Origin of the sequence: Roseateles saccharophilus, from assembly GCF_031458095.1 — a bacterium.
Taxonomy (GTDB): domain Bacteria; phylum Pseudomonadota; class Gammaproteobacteria; order Burkholderiales; family Burkholderiaceae_C; genus Pelomonas; species Pelomonas saccharophila_A.
Genome location: NZ_JAVDXU010000004.1, coordinates 241,087 through 259,273 on the forward strand (window position 1 = coordinate 241,087; position 18,187 = coordinate 259,273).

An 18,187-nucleotide genomic window follows, 5' to 3' on the forward strand; every position below is an offset into this window, starting at 1 on the left:
CATATGACACTCGGCTGCCTGTCCTACGCGCGCGGCCGGCGGCCGGATTCGCCTCCCCCTAGCTTCTCCTGGCAGTCCGCTCACGAGGCTGGTGTGGCCTCGCTCTCGAGGCTCCGGATCCCGGCGACGACCTCGTCAAGGTGGTTCGACACCTGGTGCACCATGGCGTCAAGTTCGACGTCACCCGCGCCGTCCAGGCAGCCTCGCTCCAAAGCTGCAGCGGCCTTTTGCAACGCATGCATGCCCAGCGTCCCCGCCAGGCCCTTGAGGTCGTGCGCAGCACGCAATGCGGTGTCGGCGTCACCCCCACCGCGTGCAGCCTTGAAACGCTGCGCGAAATCAGCCTCACGGGCGCAGAACAGGCTCAGCACGCGGCGGTAAAGCACGCCGTTGCCACCGACGTTCGCCAGACCGCAATGCGCGTCAATGCCTTTCAGCACCCGCAAGGTGTCGGCACCACTGTCATTGCCAATCACCACGACCGGCCGACCCGGTTTGACCCATTTGGCGATGGTGGCAAACATCTCATCGACCTTGATTGGCTTGGAGATATGGTCGTTCATGCCCGCCGCAAGGACGGCCTCGCGGTCGCCGACCATCGCGTTGGCGGTCATCGCAATCACGGGCAGCGCCTGCAGCGAAGGCTGCTGACGCAATGCCCGCGTCGCGGCATAGCCGTCCATGACGGGCATCTGGCAGTCCATCAGCACCGCATCGAATTGCTCATCGGCCAGCTTGCGCAGCGCCTCCTCCCCGTTGCCGGCGACGCTGACGACGACACCGGCACGACTGAGCAGGTCGACGGCGAGCTCCTGGTTGATCGCGTTGTCCTCGACCAGCAGGATATGAGCGCCAGCCAGCATCTTTCGATGGTCGGACTGAGCCTCTTCGCGCCGCGCATTGCGCGTGGGGACCGCCAGCGTTCGTCCGAGTGCAACCGCACAGGCATCCAGCAAGGCCGACGGCGTGACCGGCTTGGTCAGCAGCGCGCCGGCCCGCAGCTTCCGCTCGGCCAGGCGCTGCCGCACCTCTTCGCGGCTGAAGGCCGTGGCCAGCAGCACCAGGGGCGCCGGGTGGCGCAACTCGGTCCGCTCGGCCAGGGCCTGCGCACAGGCCACGCCATCCATGCCCGGCATCTTCCAGTCCAGCAGCAGCAGCTGGAAGGGTGCGTCACCCGCGTCGGCCTGCACCACCTGGCGCAGCGCTTCTTCGCCGTCGGCGGCGACATCGACCTGCAGGCCCATCGCCAGGCACATCGCGGCGAGGAGTTCGCGCGCGGCGGCGTTGTCGTCCACGACCAGCACACGCGTGCCGCGCAGACTGTCGTCCACTGGCTGGTCCGCAGCCCCGGGTTGAAGCCCGAAGCGCAGCTCGAAGTGAAGCCGGCTGCCGCGGCCCATCTCGCTTTCGACGGCGAGCTCGCCATCCATCAGCTTCACCAGGTGGCGGCTGATGGCCAGCCCGAGGCCGGTGCCGCCGTAGCGCCGGCTGGTCGAGGCGTCGGCCTGCGTGAAGGGTCGGAACAGACGTTGCAATTGCTCCGGGCTCATGCCGATGCCGGTGTCGCGAACGGTGAACCGCAGCCGGACCGATTCGTCGTCCTGTTCAACCACCCTCACGGTGATGACGACCTCGCCGCGGTCGCTGAACTTGACGGCGTTGTTCCCCAGGTTGAGCAACACCTGGCCCAGGCGCGATGGGTCGCCCACCAGCGCCCTGGGCACCTGCAGCGGCACGTCCAGCAGCAGCTCCAGGCCCTTCTCGTCGGCCTTCAGGCCGACCACATTGCTCAAGTTGTCCAGCACATCGCCGAGGTTGAATGGAATCGTCTCGATGTCGAGCTTGCCGGCTTCGATCTTGGAGAAGTCCAGGATGTCGTTGATGATGACCAGCAGCGCTTCCGCCGCCGAATGCGCCTTCTGGATGTAGTTTTGCTGCTGCGGGTTGAGGCCGCTTTGCAGCGCCAGGTGGGACATGCCCAGGATGGCGTTCATCGGCGTGCGGATCTCGTGGCTCATATTGGCCAGGAAGCTGCTCTTGGCCTGGTTGGCCAGCTCGGCGACGTTCTTGGCCTGCTGCGCTTCGGCGTAGGCGGTTTCCAGGTCTGCGATCGTCTTGGCCAGGCGGGCCGTCATCGAATTGAAGCTGGCGGCCAGCATGCCGGTCTCGTCGCGCGCTTCGACAGGCGCCTGGGCCGCGAGATCTCCGGCAGCGATCCGTGCCGCCACCTGGGTCAGGCGCTGCACCGGCCCGACGATGCTGCGCCGGAGCAGGAATGCGAGCGCCACACCGAATGCCAGCGCGGCCACGCCCCCAGCCACCGTCCGGGCACGCGAATGGGCCAGGCTGTCCCGGGCGCGCGACAGCTCGGTCTGCAGCTGCGCCTGCTGCTCTGCGGTGATCTGGTGCAGCAGATCGAGAAGCCCTTGCGCCTGCGGCACGACCTCTGTCCGGTACAGGAAGAGATCCTCGTAGGCATGCGCACTGTCCTGGATCGTGCGGATCTGCAAGGTCAGCTCGGTCAGTTCGGCCCGTGCCGCCGCGATGCGGTCCAGGTGGGCGAGCTGCTCAGATGTGAGCAACGGGCGGCGCGCGTTGAGCCCGTCCCACAAGGCCGCGTTGGTCACCAGTTGCGGGCTGTAGGTCAGCCTGAAGTTGCCTTCGCCCGAGGCACCGAACGCCATCACGTTGGTGGCCAGCACATCGAAGGAACTCTGGAAGATGAGCATTTCCGCCAGCACTTCGCGGTTCACCGCATCGGCGGCGCGCGCCTTCTGCAGCTTGATCATCGCCTCGGTTTCGGCGAGCACGCGCACCCGCAGCGCCTGCACGTCGATGCTCGACAGACGCAGCGCCGGCCGATTGCGCAAGGTGTCCTCGTGCAGTTCGAACAACTGCGGCGGCAGGCGTTTCCAGCGCTCGTAGCGCTCGGTCAAGGCCTGCACGCGGTTGCGTTCACCCTCCTCCCAGCCGGCGGCCAATCCCTGCAGCGACGCCAGCGCTCCCTCGAATGCCCGGCGTGCCTCGTGGTAGTGCCCGATGTCTTCCCGATCTGAAAGCACCAGGAAACCGCGCAGATGCAGCTGCATGCTCAACAATGCTTCCTGCGCCTGGGCCGAGGCCCGCGATGCCGGTGCGCGCAAGCCTTCGCTGACTTCGATGTCCCGGCTGGCGTTGTGGCCCGCCAGGATGGCGAGTGCCACGACCAGCAGCGTCAGGCCGACGAGGATCCCGACACCAACGGTCAGCTTGGTGCCGATACCAATGCCAAGCGATGAGCCCCGGATAATCCAGCGCATGCGTGTGATCAGTAGCCCATGGAGGTTCGATAGGACTCGCGTTGCCGCTCGCGGCCGAGCCGGATCGTGATCTCTTCGAAATCGATGGCAGCGGCCGCGAGCGCCGCTGCCGGACTCAGTTGCCCACCCGCCGCCTGCATGAGGCGCAGATCCAGCGCCAGCACATAGCTGTAGGTTCCCGGCATGCGCAGATAGGGGAACTGCTGCTTGTTGTTGAAAGTGCTCTGGAACGCGCTGAGGTAGTCGCGGATGTCGATGGGGTCCCAGTTCGCCCGCAGATAGGGCTCCAGGCTGCCCGTCCCTTCGGGCGGCAGCATGTGGAACTTGCGCCCCGCGTCGATGCCATCCCAGCCGCGCGCCGCATAGACCTGCGACTTCTCCTTCGTCGCCAGCAGCGCCAGCAGGAAGTAGGTCGCCTCGGGCACCTTCGAGTACTTGGAGATCACCCCCGCCCAGGAGGCACCGGAGGTATTGCCAACCTGGTTGACGCCCGCTGTGGTGGTCCATTTGCCGCGCACGATGTCGTAGTACTCATGCGTTCCGGGGGCCGGCGCGGTGCCGGTCTTGCCCCTGACCTGGCTGCCCTGTTGCTGAGCCAGCGCGCCGAGATCGCCCCAGGTGAGCGCGAATGCCGCGCGGCCGGCCAGGAAGTGGTCCCAGCCGCGGCCATGGTTCCAGGTCAGCATCTCGCGCGGGCCGAATTTCACCAATTCAACAAACAGTTCGAGGGCGCGCACATGGCCGGGGCTCTTGATCAGCGGCGCCATCGTCCGCGGGTCGAACCAGTACAGCCGCGTATTGGCGGGGCCAATGACGAAGGAGGCCGAGATCGTCATGTAATTGAACATGCCCTGGCTGCCTGGCTGCAGCGCCAGCACGATGCCGTGATCCGGCGTGCCGTCGCCATTGAGGTCCTGGCCGTTGAAGTACTCGACCGCATCGCGCAGCTGCGCCCAGGTCTGCGGCACCGCCAGCGGGTAGCCGTACTTCTGCCTAAACGCCGCCTGGTGCCGAGGGGCGTTCAGCAGGTCGCGCCGGTAGTACAGCACCTGGCCGTCGTGGTCATAGGCGACCATGTACTTCTTGCCGCCGTAGGACAACAGCGTGCGCGGGCCGGGCAGCACGTCGTCGATGTTCCATTTCGGGAAGCGTGGATCGTCATAGAACTTTTCGTAGGACAGCAGGTGCCCGCCAGCCACCATGTCGCCCACCCACCAGGCCGCAGCAATCGACGCGTCGTACTTGCCGGTGTGGTTGGTCATGTCCGAGATCAGGGTCGGGTAGTGCTCGACACCGACCAAGCGCACGATGTCGAGTTTCGCCCCGGTGGCCGCCTCGAACTCTTCCTTCACTTCGAGCAGCGCCTCGCTGATCGCGCTCTTGGTGGCGATCACCGTCACCTTCTGACCTGCAAACAGGCACTTTCCCGGCGCGCAGGCCGGCAGGACTCTCGGCACGGGTACGTCATTGGCCCGGCCGACCGTGACGGTGGTGCTCTCGGGCCTGGCAGGCGTCTTGGCGTCCTGGCCGTCGGCAGCCTGTGCCAGCGGGAGCCAGCTGGTCAACAACACCAGGCATGCCCTCATGAGCCCGCTCTGAGTCATGTTCGCTCCATGAGGCCTGGAATGCGTCGACACCGCAGGCCGGTTGCGCGACTCGCCGAACGAGCCGTGCTCACCGACCTCGACCTCACTGTAGCCCACCTGTCCGACCCGCGGATGGGGGTTTGGCCGCCCCCCCGCGCTGGACCGTCACCATTCCTGGGTCATCGTCAGGCGGACATTGCGACCGAACAGCGGGCGGCCATAGATGGCATCGGCCGTCCCCTGTCCTGCCACCGCATCGGCGCGCGGGTTGCCTTCGGTCAGGCCTTTGGCGTTGGTGGCGTTCTCCACCATCAGCTGCACGGCGGTGCCGCCCTTGCTGGCGGACGCGCCCAGAGCCAGGGTCTGGTAGGCCGGCAGCGCCGTCGTATTCTGCAGATCGACGTAGCGCCTGCCGGTGAAGTTGAAGCGTGCGTATGCGCTGGCCTGCCAGTCCGCCACTGCGAAGTTGAAGGCTGGACGGATGTTGCCCCAGGCCTTGGGCTGGCGGATGGGCAACTTGCCTTCTGTCGTCAGCGACTGGTTGCCCGCTGCGCTGACCATGTTGCCGGACTTGGCGGGGGCATAGGTGGCCGATCCATCCAGCGTGAAGCTTGCGAGGGGGCGCCACGAGAATTCGAGCTCGACGCCGGGGCTCTTCACGTTGCCGATGAAGACCTGATTCGTGATGGTCCCGGTGGCGGGGTCGATTTCCGCAACCGTCGTTGCGAAGGGCTTGAACTGGCTCAGGAAGACCGTGGCGAAAGCCGAGAACGGCTGGGTCGAGTACTTCAACCCAGCCTCGTACTGCCGGGCGCGGGTCGTTGTTGGCGCAGCGAACGTGTAGACGTTGATTTCGCCCGGCAGACGGTAGGCCACGGAAGCCCGTGCATACACGCCCATGGCTCGCGTGATCTCCTGATTGACACCGACGGTCCACGATGTCGGATGACCGTCGATCGAGCGCGGGGCGTTGACACCGGTGAAACCCAGCGTCGAGTTGTCGGCCAGCGTGGTGCCGTTGCCCAAGTCGTAGCGGGCCGTCAACTTGCTGAAGCCGTCGCCCTTGTAGCCGCTGCGGCGGGCACCGAAATCAAGCGTCGTCTGCTCCGCCGGCTTCCAGGTGTCGGCAAAGTAGACCGAGGTCTGGGTGACGGTGGATTCGCCCCCCGTCAGCGTGGACGAATAGCGCAGCACGCCGTTGTCGGTGACGCGGCCCAGCGCGTTGCCGCCGGCGTCGTAGGCAACCAGGTCCAGCGGACGGGGCTTGCCGGCCAACTCCAGCAGCAAGTCCTGGAAGCGCATGTTCATGGTGGACTTGTAGCGCGACAGCAGCAAGCCGGCGGTCAGGCGATGCTTGCCGGCCAGTTCGAAGTCGCGGGTCACCCGCAGGTCGTTGGACACGGAGCTGAAGTCGTTCCAGATCGCGCGGTAGCCCGCTTGCGCGACCAAGCCCGAAGCGGCGTACGGGTCGTAGCTGGCGGTCTGGCCGGCGAAGGTGTAGCCAAGGCGGCTGACACCGGGACCGAACACCGTGCGTGAGGCATTCAGGAAACTGGCGGCAAAGGCGTTGCCGTCGGCCGGGTTGACGGTCGAATACAACGCGTCGAAGTCGAGATGACCCTGGGTCAGGCGCAACTGCTCGCCAAGCCGCCAGCCTCCTAGGTCAAGGCTCAGATCAACACCGGTGTTGAAATAACGCAGGTGCCGGCCGTTGGACAGATCGCGGCCTTCGGTCGCCTTGCCGGCGCCGCCCTCGGTCGGGTAGAGCATCTGGACGTTGCGCAGATAGGGCGAATTCAGTGTGCCCTTGAAGTAATCGATATAGGGGTTCAGCGACTTCGACGGGTTGCGCGGGTCAGCCACCGGAATGGGCAGCAGGAACACGTTCCGGTCGTCGAAGACCTTGGCAAAGAACCTGGCCTCGCCCTGGTCCAGCCTGTGCCGGATGTTCAGTCGCACCTGGCCGCCCGTGTCGCTGGGAAAGCCGTTGTCGCGATAGCCCCGGTGCTTGCGGTAGAAGCCTCCGAAGGCGTAGTACATCCGGTCGGCAAGCTTGCCGGACGCGAAACCGTCGAAGCGGTACAGGCCTGTATCACCCAGGGTGAGGCGGGTGCCCCTCTCAGCCGCCTCGCCGCCCTGGCGCGTGATGAGGTTGACGATGGCGGCCGCGTTGTCGGCAAATATCGGCGCCGGGCCGCCACGAACGACTTCGACGCTCTGGGTCATCAGATCCGGGCGGATCATGACGTCGCCCTTGAAGAAGAAGCCGTCGTTCTCGCCGTAGACGAGCATGCCGTCTTCCTGGAGGGTGAAGAAGTTCGACTCGTTCGGAATGCCGCGCACGCGGTAGATGTTCTGCGCCTCGCCGCCGGTGGCTTCGGCCTGCACACCGGGCATCTGGCCGATGAGGTCAGCCGTGTTCAGCGGCCCCAGCTTGTCGATGTCGGAGGACGAGATGCTCGAAACCGCGTACGACATGTCGAACTTGCGACGGGCCACGCCCGTGCCGGTGACCACGGTCCGATCGAGGCTCAGGCGGTTGTCGGCGCTGGTCCGATTCGCGTCCCTGGTGGAAGCTTCCGCGACAGCCGCCGGATCGCTGGACTTGGCCTGCGTCACCCCGTCCGCCGGTCCGGCGTTTGAACGCGCGTCCTCAGCGCGGGCAGGAAGGACGATGAACAGAGCCGCAGCAGCCAGCGCATTGGTGATCTGCGAGTTCCGAGCACGTTGTGTTGGAGTGTGTTTCACATTGTCTCCAAGTGCATCATTGAACAGCTGCAGTGTAGGAAGGCGCGATGGGCACCGCCATGCGCACGACCAAGCACTTAGCAACGCCCCGCGGCGAGCGGCAACCCGGCGTCGCGCGCCGGGGCTCCGCCAGTCGGCGACCTACCCCCAGCTCGTGAACGGCCTCACCGCCAGGTTGGCATTGACGTAACGGCCGTCGCCGGTCACCTCGGCGCCCAGCCAGTCCGGCCGGGCAAAGACCTGGCCTTCGTCGGACAGCTCGATCTCGGCAACGACCAGGCCGGCATTGGCGCCCAGAAACTCGTCGACCTCCCAGCTCATGCCCTCGAACAGGCAGAGATGGCGGATCTTCTCGACCACCGGGCCGTCGCTCAGGGCCAGCAGCGCCTGTGCATCGGCCAGCGGGATCTCGTACTCGAACTCGGCCCGCGTCGCGCCGCGCGTGGCGCCCTTGATGGTCAGGAAGGCACGCTCGCCGGCGATGCGCACGCGCACCGTGCGCGTCGGGTCGCGGCTCAGATAGCCCTGACTGAAGCGGATCTGGCGCTCGACCGGCTGGCGCCAGCCATCGCCGCTGACGAGGAATTTGCGTTCGATCTCAATGCCCATCGTGCGAGCCTTCAGCCGCCTTGGCTGCGGCCTCGCGCAGCTTGTCCTTCTTGCTCTTGCGCGTCGTGCTCTTGATGCCCCCCGTGGCCTGAGCCTCGGTCGTCACGGCCTGGGGCTCGAAGCCCTCCAGCCGCTCGCGCGGCACGCGCTGTCCCTGGCGCTTCTCGATGAGGCGGAAATGGCTCTCGGCATTCTCGGGGCCATCGGCGCAGATGAAGCTGACCGACACGCCGGTGGCACCCGCGCGGCCGGTGCGGCCGATGCGGTGCGTGTAGTCGGCGGCCGAGCGCGGCAGCTCGTAGTTGACGACGGCGTCCAAGGCCTCGATGTGCAGGCCGCGCGCGGCGACGTCGGTGGCCACCAGCACCTCGACGCTGCCGGCCTTCAGGGCCTCCAGCACGTCGCGACGTGCGCCCTGGCTCAACTCGCCATGCAGCACGCCGGCCTTGAAGCCATGGGCAAACAGCTTGTCCGACACCAGGTCGGCCGTGTAGCGGCTGGCGACAAAGACCAAGGCCCGCTTCCAGCCCTCGCTCTTCAGCAACTGGCGCAGGGCCGGCAGGCGCTGGGCGCGGTCGAGCTGCAGGGCGCGCTGGGCGATCTGCGGCGGGGCTTCCTCGATCTGGATGCGCACCGGCTCGCGCAGCAGCTGGGCGGCGAGCGCCTCGACGGCAGCCGGGAAGGTGGCCGAGAACAGCAGCGACTGGCGCTGGGGCGGCAACAGAGCCAGCAGGCGCTGGAGTTCGTCGGCAAAGCCCTGGTTGAGCAGGCGGTCGGCCTCATCCAGCACCAGGCATTGCACGCCGGCCAGCGTCAGGCCGTTGTGGTCGATCAGGTCCAGCAGGCGACCTGGCGTGGCCACCATGACGTCGCAGCCGCCGCGCAAGGCCATCAGCTGCGGATTGATGGAGACACCGCCAAAGGCCAGGGCGATCTTGAGGCGCTGAGGCAAGGCCGCGGCAAGGTCGCGCAGCAGCTGGGCCGTCTGCATGGCCAGTTCGCGCGTCGGCGCCAGCACGAGCGCGCGCGGGCCGGGCCGCGGCGGGGCGGTGAGCAGGCGCTGCAGCAGCGGCAGCACGAAGGCGGCGGTCTTGCCGGAGCCGGTCTGGGCCAGGGCCAGCACATCGGCGCCGGCCAGGATGGGCGGCAGCGCGGCCGACTGCACGGCGGTGGGCGCGTGATAGCCCTGGTCGCGCACGGCGCGCAGCAGGGTGGGCGCTAGGCCCAGGGAAGCGAAGGACATAGACGTGATTTTGCGGGACAGACCTTGCAGCGGCGCGAAAAGCTCTGTCCTCAACTGGCCAGGGTCGCGGTGTCGCCGGGTCAGAACAGTTTTTGCTGGTCGCCGGCCAATTGGCCGACGGCGCGGGCCTCGATGAGCAGCATGCGCCGCTTGGTCTCGACACCGCCGGGCGCCGAAAAACCCGTCGGCTCGCCGCCCGCGCCCATGACGCGATGGCAGGGCACGATGGGCGGGAAAGGGTTGTCGCCTTCGGCCCGGCCGACCGCGCGCGCGGCGCCTGGCTGGCCGAGGGCGTTGGCGATCTCGCCATAGGTGCGGGTCTGGCCCGGCGGGATGGCACGGGTCAACGCGTGGACCTGGCGGCGAAACTCGGGGATGCCGCGCTCGTCCAGGACGATGTCGCTGAGGTCACGCGCCTCGCCGGCCAGCAGGGCGCGGATGCCATCGACGGCTTGGGCGATGTGAGCCGGCAGTTCCGTGACGGGCTGGGCCGTCGGATGGCGACGTTTGAGCCTTTCCAGACTGGCATCCGGCAGCAGCGACGCGACGATGCCGCGCTCGCTCCACACGATGCCGCAGCGGCCCAGGGCCGTGTCGAAGCTGTGGCTCCAAAGCGATTCGCCCGGCGGCAGCACCGGGCCAATGTCAGGGTCGTCGACAAAAACGTTCACGTTGGTCTTTGGGAGCCTGCAGCAGGGTCTTGAAATAGTAGCCAAGCATGCCACTCACGCGGGCCCGGCCGGCATCGTCCAGCCAGGAGTCCACGCGCGAGCGCCAGACGGCAGCACAGGCGGCCGGGTGCAGGCCCTGGTCGGCGCAGTCCAGCAAGGCCTCGTAGCCACTGCGCCAGCGCTCGAAATCCGCGCGGCTCATCACCGGGCCATGGCCGGGAACGAGTTGCTTGAAGGGCTGGGCCGAGATGCGCGCCAGCGCCTCGCGCCAGGCCGGCGGGCAAGCGGTGTCCATGAAGGGTACGGGCAGGGTGACGAGGTCGCCGACAGCCAACAGACCCGAGGCGGTGTCCAGCACCCACAGGTCACCGCCGCTGACGGCCGTCTCGACGCCGACCTGCAGGCGCCGGCCAGCCAAAGTCAGCGGGCCTGCGGCCTTGACCTCATGGTCCGGTCGCAGCGCCGCGGCCTGATCCAGCAGGTCCTGATCGACGCGCATGACGGCCGCCTGCTCGGCTGGCGCGGTCGGCAGCGCCTCGGCCAGTTGACGGCGGTAGCGGTCCAGCCAGCCGTCAGTTGCCAGCGCCTGGGCGACGGCCGGTGAAGCCCAGACCTCGACGCCGGGCTGTTGCGAGCGCAGCCAGGCGTTGCCGCCCAGGTGGTCGAGATGCCAGTGGGTGTTCAGCACCGCCCTCACCTGCCCGCCCGCGGCCTTCAGCGCGGCCTCGGTGTGGGCGCGATGGCGGCCGCTGTCGATCAACAGCCAGCCTGCGCTGCCCTTGAGCAGCAGGCTGTTGCCGTCCGGCTGGCGGCCGGCCTCGAAACCGCCGGGCACGAGCAGGACGCCGGGCGCCAGCGTCTGCTGGGCCTGCACGGCAGCGCAGCACAACGACAGGGTGATGAGCAGGAGGCGCATGCCTGCATGCTCGCGCAAGCCGGCCTTGCGGCCGGTCGTCATGCCGCGACGGCGGCGCCCGAGAGACGAGCAGCAGTGGCTTGCCTGGCGACTTCGCGCGGCGCCAGCGTCTTCAAGCGGTGATCGCTCCAGACCTGGCGCCAGCGGCGCGCGCCGGGCGTGCCATTCCACAGCCCGAGGGCGTGGCGCATCGCATGGGCCCAGGAGCGGCCCGAGGCGTGCACGCGCTCGAGATAGTCCAGCCAGGCCTCCTCGACCTGCTCTCGCGACGCGGCGGGGTCATGCCGGCCGAAGAAGCGCGAGTCCCACTGCGCCATGCTCCAGGGCTCGTGATAGGCCTCGCGGCCGATCATGACGCCGTCCAGCACTTCGAGCTGCGCCGCGATCTGGTCGGGCGTCTTCAGGCCGCCGTTGATGGCGATGGTCAGCTGCGGGAACTCGCGCTTGAGCTGCTCCACGAGTTCGTAGCGCAGCGGCGGGATCTCGCGGTTTTCCTTGGGCGAGAGGCCCTGCAGCCAGGCATTGCGGGCGTGCACGATGAAGACCTCGCAGCCGGCCTCGGCCACGGTGGCGACGAAGTCGCGCACGAAGTCATAGCTCTCGTTTCTGTCGATGCCGATGCGGTGCTTGACGGTGACCGGCAGCGCCGTCGCATCGCGCATGGCCTTGACGCAGTCGGCCACCAGTTGGGGCTCGGCCATCAGGCAGGCGCCGAAGGCCCCCTTCTGCACGCGCTCGCTGGGGCAGCCGCAGTTCAGGTTGACCTCGTCATAGCCCCAGCGCTCGGCCAACTTCGCGCTGGCGGCCAGGTCGGCGGGTTCGCTGCCGCCCAGTTGCAGGGCGACGGGATGCTCCTCGGCGTTGAAGTCGAGGTGGCGGGGCTGGTCGCCATGCAGCAGCGCGCCGGTCGTCACCATCTCGGTGTAGAGCAGGGTCTGGCGGGTGATGAGCCGGTGGAAATAGCGGCATTGGCGGTCGGTCCAGTCCATCATCGGAGCGACGGACAGGCGCCAGGGAGAAAACCGGGAAGAAAGGGCAGCAGTCACGGACGCGATTATCCCGGGCCGCCAATGGCAACGCCCGCGTCGGGCCGACGCGGGCGTTGAGAAATGCTGAAGCGCGGGGGCTTAGCGGCCGCGGCGGCGCGCGACGCCGACGCCGGCCAGGGCAGCAGCCATCACCAGGGCCAGGCTGGCGGGCTCGGGCACGGTGTTGGCGGCGCTGAATTCGACCAGATAGCCGTTGACCTGGCCGGCATTGCCCGGACCACCATGGTCGTTCCAGCCCATGACGGCGCCGAAATTGGTCTGCAGATAGTTCTCGCCACCGCAGCAGTTGTTGGGCTCGCCCGGATTCCAGTTGGTATAGGTCAGGGCCTGACCGACCTCGGGGCCATCACGCCAGGTGAAGTTGCCCTCATTGCCTGCGTCCGAAGCGCCCAGCCAGGCCAGGATGCCGCCGGCGGCGGTGACGGAGGCGAAGCGGTTTTCGCCCGCGCTGGTGACGGTGGCCAGATAGCCCGTCATGCCCATGAAGCTCATGCCCTGGGCCGCGGCGAAGGCGGCGTCCCAGGTGACGTTGGAGTCGATGAACTCGTACCAGTGGTCATTGCCGCCCGAGGCAATGGTCCATTGCACGGGTGCGGCTTGGGCAGCCTGGCCAAGCAGGCCGGCGGCCAGCAGAGCAGTCGTGAGCAGCTTACGCATGGATGTCTCCGTCCTCTTCGTGAAATATTTCCGCGAGTGTCAGGAGGCCCACCTGCCGGGCCAACCCCCAATCCGGGGGGCGACAGCTTCAGCTCAGGTCGCGCAGCGGGTGCTCGGCCGGGCTCCAGGGGCTGACGAAGAAGGCGGCCACCTCGGCCGCGTCCACATCGGCCACGGCTGCCGGACTCCAGCGCGGCGCATGGTCCTTGTCGACGGCCAGGGCGCGGATGCCCTCGACCGTCTCGCTGCGCGCGGCCCCGCGCAGGTGGAAGGCGTGATGAACGAGGTCGCGCTCCAGGCGCAGGTCATCGGCGAGGCTGAGCTTGCGGCCGCGGCGCACCAGCTCCAGCGTGACCGCCATCATCAAGGGCGAGCGCGTCAACAGCGTCTCGCGGGTCTGGCGCGCCCAGTCGTCGCCGGCCGCGGCCAGGGAGTCGAGGATGCCGGCCAGCGTCGGCTCGCCGAAATGGCGGTCGATGCGTTCGGCCGCGGCCTTGGGGTCGGCCGTGGGAGCGAGGTCAACCCTCTCCATGACAGTGGCGACGACATGCTCGGCGCTGGGCTGGGGGCTGAAGCGCAGGGCTTCGACAAGGTCGGCCCATTGCGCGGCCGGCACATAGACGTCACCCAGGCCCCACTCGATGGCGTCGCCGGCTGCGATGGTGTGGCCGGTCAGGGCCAGCCACTCGCCGACATGGCCGGGGCACTGGGCCAGGAAGTAGCCACCGCCAACGTCGGGGAAGAGGCCGATGGCCGTCTCGGGCATGGCCAGCTTGGAGCGCTCGGACAGCACGCGCAGCTTGGCGCCCTGGCTGATGCCCATGCCGCCGCCCATGACGATGCCGTCCATCAGCGCGATATACGGCTTGGGGAAATGGTGGATGAGGTGGTTGAGGCGGTATTCCTCGGTGAAGAACTCGCCCAGGGCCGGGTCGCCGGCATGGGCGGCCTGATGGAAGAAGCGGATGTCGCCGCCGGCGCAGAAGGCCGGCGCCTTGCCTTCGCGGGCCGCGCCGAGGACGGCCACGGCCTGGATCTCCGGGCGCGAGGCCCAGTGGCGCAGCAGCGTGGTCATGTCGCGGATCATGGCCAGCGACAGCGCGTTCAGGGCCTGCGGGCGGTTCAGCGTGATGAGGCCGAGGCAACCGTTGACCTCGGCCAGGATCTGGCCATCGGACACCAAGTTCGGGACAGCAGCGTTCATGCGTTCTTCAGGACGGATTTGACGGAAGGGGGAGCCAGGGCTTCGTTGGCGATCAAGGCGGCCAGCACAAGGCTACCGCCGATCAGGGCCGCGCTGCCTGGGTGTTCGCCCGCAAAGAGCCAGGCCCACAGCACGCCAAGCAGGGTTTCGGCCTGGCCCAGCAGGGCCAGCTCGTGACCGGGCAGCTCGCGCGCCAGGCGCACGGCCAGCAGGCAGGGCACGGCCAGCTGGAAGACGCCGAGGAAGCCCAGCAGGGCCAGGTCATGCGCGCCGGCCTGCAGCGGCCAGGCCAGCGGCAGCATGGCGGCCATGGAGATCAGCGCGCCGATCAGCACGGCGGGCAGCATGTCGGCACCGCTGCCCTGCCCCACCTTCTGCAGCAGGCACCAGTTGGACGCCGCCGCCAACGGCACGCCCAGGGCGACGATCACGCCCGCCAGCGGCCCACCGAACTGGCCGCCAAACATCCACGCGATGCCGGCGCCGGCCACGACGATGGCGGCCCAGGTACGGCCGGGAATGGGCTGGTGCAGGAAGACGCGTGCAAACAGCGCCGTGAACAGCGGCGACAGCGACATCGTGACCAGCACATTGGCCACCGTCGTCAGCGACAGCGCCACCATGAAGGCCGTGAACATGATGGCCCAGCAGACACCGGAAGCCCAGACCGCGCGGCCCTTCAGGCTGGGCAGCAACGCCCGCCCCCGCAGGAAGCCGAGGATGACGACCAGGGCCAGCGCGTTGAAACTGCTGCGCCAGAACGTGATCTCGAACCCGCGCGCCGCGTCCAGATGCCGCGTGACGACGCCCGCCGAACTCCACATCAGCGTGACCAGCAGCATCAGCAACACAGCGCTACGGTGCTTCATCAACGAAGAGCGCCCCTTTCGGGGCGCGGGCAATCAACTTGCTAGAGCCCCCTCGCGGAGGGGGCTGGGGAAGCTCAACATGCCGCGGAACGCGAGCGAGCTTCGTGCACTTACGCGCGCGACGCTCGCTTGCGTTCGTTTTCCGACAGATGGCGCTTGCGCAGACGCACGCTTTTCGGCGTGATCTCGACCAGCTCGTCGTCGTCGATGAAGTCCACGCCGTATTCCAGCGTCAGGTCGATCGGCGGCGTGATCTTGATCGCGTCTTCCTTGCCGGAGACGCGGAAGTTGGTCAGCTGCTTGGTGCGCGTGGCGTTGACGACGAGGTCGTTGTCGCGGCTGTGGATGCCGACGATCATGCCCTCGTAGACCGGGTCGTTCGGCTTGACGAACATGCGGCCACGGTCGTCCAGCTTGCCCAGGGCATAGGTGAAGATCTCGCCGTCGTCCATGGAGATCAGCACGCCGTTCTTGCGGCCGCCGATCTCGCCCTTGTGGGCTTCGTAGCCGTCGAAGATCGACGAGATCAGGCCCGAGCCGCGCGTCAGATTCATGAACTCGTTGGCGAAGCCGATCAGACCGCGCGCGGGGATGCGGTACTCCAGGCGCACGCGGCCATGGCCGTCCGGCTCCATGTTCAGCATCTCGCCCTTGCGCAGGCCCAAGGCCTGCATGACGCCGCCCTGGTGGGTTTCTTCGACGTCGGCCGTCACCAGCTCCATCGGCTCCTGCTTCTCGCCGTCGACGTCCTTGAACATCACGCGCGGCTTGGAGACGGCCAGCTCGTAGCCCTCACGGCGCATGTTTTCCAGCAGGATGGTCAGGTGCAGTTCACCGCGGCCGCAGACCTCGAAGACGCCGTCTTCGTCCGTCTCGGAGACGCGCAGGGCCACGTTGTGCTGCAGTTCCTTCTGCAGGCGGTCCCAGATCTGGCGGCTGGTGACGTATTTGCCTTCGCGGCCGGCCAGCGGGCTGGTGTTGACGCAGAAGTTCATCGTCAGCGTCGGCTCATCCACCTTCAGCATGGGCAGGGGCTGGGGGTTGGCCGGGTCGGTCACGGTGACGCCGATGCCGATGTCCTCGATGCCGTTGATCAGCACGATGTTGCCCGGGCCGGCTTCCGTGACCTGCACGCGGTCCAGGCCGTGGAAGGTCAGCACCTGGTTGATGCGGCCGTTGACACTCTTGCCGTCCGGGCCTTCCATGACGGCGACCTGCATGCCGGGCTTGATGGTGCCCTGGCTGATGCGGCCCACGCCGATGCGGCCGACGAAGGTGGAGAAGTCCAGGGCCGAGATCTGCAGCTGCAGCGGCGCGGCCGGGTCACCGGTTTGGGCCGGCACATGCTTGAGCACGGTGTCGAACAGGGCCGACATGTCGGGGCCCCACTGCTCGCCGGGCGCGCCTTCGGTCAGCGAGGTCCAGCCGTTGATGCCGGAGGCGTAGACGACCGGGAAGTCGAGTTGCTCGTCGGTGGCGCCCAGCTTGTCGAACAGGTCGAAGGCGGCGTTGATGACGGCGTCGGGCTTGGCACCGGGCTTGTCGACCTTGTTGACGACGACGATGGGCTTCAAGCCCAGGGCCAGCGCCTTCTTGGTGACGAAGCGCGTCTGCGGCATCGGGCCTTCCTGGGCATCGATCAGCAGCACCACGCCGTCGACCATGGACAGGGCGCGTTCGACTTCGCCGCCGAAGTCCGCGTGTCCGGGCGTGTCGACGATGTTGATGTGCGTACCGCCCCAGGACACGGCGCAGTTCTTGGCCAGGATGGTGATGCCGCGCTCACGTTCGATGGCGTTGCTGTCCATGACGGTGTCGACGACCTTTTCATGGTCGGCGAAGGTGCCGCTCTGGCGCAGCAGCTGGTCCACCATGGTGGTCTTGCCGTGGTCGACGTGGGCAATGATGGCGATGTTGCGGATCGGGGTGGTCATGGTGATGCTTCGAAATAAACCGGATCAGGCGGAAAGCAGAGCCTGGACCTCCGGTGGGGTCAACAGGCGATCGGCGATCAGTTCGCCAGAGGTGATGTGGGCGCTGCCGAGGAAGGCGCGCGCTTCGGGGCCGTAGACGCGCACGCGCTCGGCATCGGGCGCACTCACGCGCCGGCGCAGGCCCGACAGGAAGCGGGTGGCGTCGGCGGCATCCAGGCGCAGCTCGGGGGCTTCGGCCAGCAGGCGGTCGGGCGAGGTCAGCAGCGCGGCGCGCTCCTCGTCGGGCAGGGCCTCGATCTGGGCCAGCGTCACGGCGCCGTCCAGCGTCAGGCCGCCGGAGCCGGTGCGGCGCAGAGCGGCGAGCGAGGCGCCGATGCCCAGCTTCGCGCCAATGTCTTCGGCCAGCGTGCGGATATAGGTGCCTTTGGTGCAGCGGACGTCGAGGGTCACGGTGCCGGCATGCATGCCGACGATGGCTATGGCATGAATCGTCACGCGACGGCTCTTGCGCTCGATTTCGACGCCGGCACGGGCGTATTCGTACAGGGCCTTGCCCTCGTGCTTGAGCGCCGAATACATCGGCGGCGTCTGGTCGATCTCGCCGGTGAAGGCGGCGCAGGCGGCCTCGATCTGCTCGCGGGTGATGTGGCCGGCGTCATGACGCTCCAGCACCTCACCCTCGGCATCGCCCGTCGTCGTGCGGATGCCCAGGGCCAGCGTCGCGAGATAACGCTTGTCAGCGTCCAGGCTGACCTGGCTGAACTTGGTGGCCGCGCCAAAGCACAGCGGCAGCAGGCCGGTGGCCAACGGGTCCAGCGTGCCGGTATGGCCGGCCTTCTCGGCGCGCAGCAGCCATTTGGCCTTCTGCAGCGCGTCGTTGCTCGACAGGCCCAGCGGCTTGTCGAGCAACAACACGCCATGCAGCGGGCGGCGCTGGATGCGCACCCGGGCAGGCTTGGCGGCGGCAACGGAGACGTCAGTCATTGGGCTCGTCGTCCTCGAGGGCACGCGTGGCGTTGGCCTTGTGGATCAGCGCACTCATCTCGGCGGCACGCTCGGTGGTGCGGTCGTACTGGAAATGCAGCGTCGGCACGGTGTGGATCTGCAGGCGCTTGAACAGGCCGTTGCGCAGGAAACCGGCGGCCTCGTTCAGCGCTTCCTGCGTCTCCTTCGGATCGCCGATCAGCACCGAGAAGAACACCTTGGCGTGGGCGTAGTCGGGCGTGACCTCGACCGCGCTGATGGTCGCCATGCCGATGCGCGGATCCTTCAGCTCGCGGATGAGCTCGGCCAGATCGCGCTGGATCTGGTCGGCGACGCGGAAGCTGCGGTTGGGGATGGCGCGTTTGTGTCTCATGGCGGTTTCCTGATCAGGCTCCAACAAAGAACAAACCCCGCCCCG

Annotated in this window: 14 protein-coding genes; all 14 read right to left on the bottom strand. The window is 67.7% G+C overall.

Going from position 1 to position 18,187, the window contains the following annotated elements:
* Positions 1–80: 80 nt before the first annotated feature.
* Positions 81–3,299 carry a response regulator gene (locus tag J2X20_RS23820; RefSeq protein WP_310270627.1) on the bottom strand — a complete coding sequence of 1,073 codons (3,219 nt, stop codon included), beginning with the start codon at positions 3,297–3,299 and terminating at the stop codon, positions 81–83.
* Positions 3,300–3,307: 8 nt separating this feature from the next.
* Complete coding sequence (locus J2X20_RS23825) at positions 3,308–4,870, bottom strand: ABC transporter substrate-binding protein (protein WP_310270630.1); 1,563 nt, start codon at positions 4,868–4,870, stop codon at positions 3,308–3,310.
* 180 nt (positions 4,871–5,050) lie between these two features.
* Positions 5,051–7,717 carry a TonB-dependent receptor gene (locus J2X20_RS23830; RefSeq protein ID WP_310270632.1) on the bottom strand — a complete coding sequence of 889 codons (2,667 nt, stop codon included), beginning with the start codon at positions 7,715–7,717 and terminating at the stop codon, positions 5,051–5,053.
* A 57-nt stretch (positions 7,718–7,774) separates the two neighbouring features.
* A complete protein-coding gene (locus J2X20_RS23835; RefSeq protein WP_310270635.1) occupies positions 7,775–8,242 on the bottom strand; it encodes a CYTH domain-containing protein in 468 nt (155 codons plus the stop codon).
* Positions 8,232–9,485, bottom strand: coding sequence for a DEAD/DEAH box helicase (locus J2X20_RS23840; protein WP_310270638.1), 1,254 nt, complete (start codon positions 9,483–9,485; stop codon positions 8,232–8,234). Before J2X20_RS23840 ends, J2X20_RS23835 begins: the two co-directional genes overlap by 11 nt.
* Positions 9,486–9,565: 80 nt before the next feature.
* Positions 9,566–10,156, bottom strand: coding sequence for a methylated-DNA--[protein]-cysteine S-methyltransferase (locus J2X20_RS23845; RefSeq protein WP_310270641.1), 591 nt, complete (start codon positions 10,154–10,156; stop codon positions 9,566–9,568).
* Positions 10,131–11,072 (bottom strand): MBL fold metallo-hydrolase, encoded by a 942-nt coding sequence (locus J2X20_RS23850; protein ID WP_310270644.1) that lies wholly within the window; start codon positions 11,070–11,072, stop codon positions 10,131–10,133. Before J2X20_RS23850 ends, J2X20_RS23845 begins: the two co-directional genes overlap by 26 nt.
* Positions 11,073–11,110: 38 nt before the next feature.
* Positions 11,111–12,064: a tRNA dihydrouridine(20/20a) synthase DusA gene (gene dusA, locus J2X20_RS23855; RefSeq protein WP_409034195.1), complete on the bottom strand. Its 954-nt coding sequence runs from the start codon at positions 12,062–12,064 to the stop codon at positions 11,111–11,113.
* 135 nt (positions 12,065–12,199) lie between these two features.
* On the bottom strand, positions 12,200–12,778 hold the full coding sequence (locus J2X20_RS23860; RefSeq protein WP_310270650.1) for a lectin-like protein: 579 nt from the start codon (positions 12,776–12,778) through the stop codon (positions 12,200–12,202).
* An 88-nt stretch (positions 12,779–12,866) separates the two neighbouring features.
* A complete protein-coding gene (locus tag J2X20_RS23865) occupies positions 12,867–13,982 on the bottom strand; it encodes an enoyl-CoA hydratase/isomerase family protein (RefSeq protein WP_310270653.1) in 1,116 nt (371 codons plus the stop codon).
* Positions 13,979–14,851: a DMT family transporter gene (locus tag J2X20_RS23870; protein WP_310270656.1), complete on the bottom strand. Its 873-nt coding sequence runs from the start codon at positions 14,849–14,851 to the stop codon at positions 13,979–13,981. Before J2X20_RS23870 ends, J2X20_RS23865 begins: the two co-directional genes overlap by 4 nt.
* Before the next feature lie 110 nt (positions 14,852–14,961).
* On the bottom strand, positions 14,962–16,785 hold the full coding sequence (gene typA, locus J2X20_RS23875) for a translational GTPase TypA (protein WP_310270659.1): 1,824 nt from the start codon (positions 16,783–16,785) through the stop codon (positions 14,962–14,964).
* A gap of 24 nt (positions 16,786–16,809) precedes the next feature.
* Entirely contained in the window at positions 16,810–17,769 is a 960-nt protein-coding gene (gene truB / locus J2X20_RS23880) for a tRNA pseudouridine(55) synthase TruB (protein ID WP_310270661.1), read from the bottom strand.
* Positions 17,762–18,142, bottom strand: coding sequence for a 30S ribosome-binding factor RbfA (gene rbfA / locus J2X20_RS23885; protein ID WP_310270663.1), 381 nt, complete (start codon positions 18,140–18,142; stop codon positions 17,762–17,764). The genes truB and rbfA overlap by 8 nt, the downstream gene beginning before the upstream one ends.
* Positions 18,143–18,187: the final 45 nt, after the last annotated feature.

Bases quoted from the DNA above. Each gene is read 5' to 3' on its own strand.
- truB (WP_310270661.1), bottom strand. From the start codon at position 17,769: ATGACTGACGTCTCCGTTGCCGCCGCCAAGCCTGCCCGGGTGCGCATC.
- J2X20_RS23820 (WP_310270627.1), bottom strand. From the start codon at position 3,299: ATGCGCTGGATTATCCGGGGCTCATCGCTTGGCATTGGTATCGGCACC.
- typA (WP_310270659.1), bottom strand. From the start codon at position 16,785: ATGACCACCCCGATCCGCAACATCGCCATCATTGCCCACGTCGACCAC.
- J2X20_RS23850 (WP_310270644.1), bottom strand. From the start codon at position 11,072: ATGCGCCTCCTGCTCATCACCCTGTCGTTGTGCTGCGCTGCCGTGCAG.
- dusA (WP_409034195.1), bottom strand. From the start codon at position 12,064: ATGATGGACTGGACCGACCGCCAATGCCGCTATTTCCACCGGCTCATC.
- J2X20_RS23835 (WP_310270635.1), bottom strand. From the start codon at position 8,242: ATGGGCATTGAGATCGAACGCAAATTCCTCGTCAGCGGCGATGGCTGG.
- J2X20_RS23870 (WP_310270656.1), bottom strand. From the start codon at position 14,851: ATGAAGCACCGTAGCGCTGTGTTGCTGATGCTGCTGGTCACGCTGATG.
- rbfA (WP_310270663.1), bottom strand. From the start codon at position 18,142: ATGAGACACAAACGCGCCATCCCCAACCGCAGCTTCCGCGTCGCCGAC.
- J2X20_RS23865 (WP_310270653.1), bottom strand. From the start codon at position 13,982: ATGAACGCTGCTGTCCCGAACTTGGTGTCCGATGGCCAGATCCTGGCC.
- J2X20_RS23860 (WP_310270650.1), bottom strand. From the start codon at position 12,778: ATGCGTAAGCTGCTCACGACTGCTCTGCTGGCCGCCGGCCTGCTTGGC.
- J2X20_RS23840 (WP_310270638.1), bottom strand. From the start codon at position 9,485: ATGTCCTTCGCTTCCCTGGGCCTAGCGCCCACCCTGCTGCGCGCCGTG.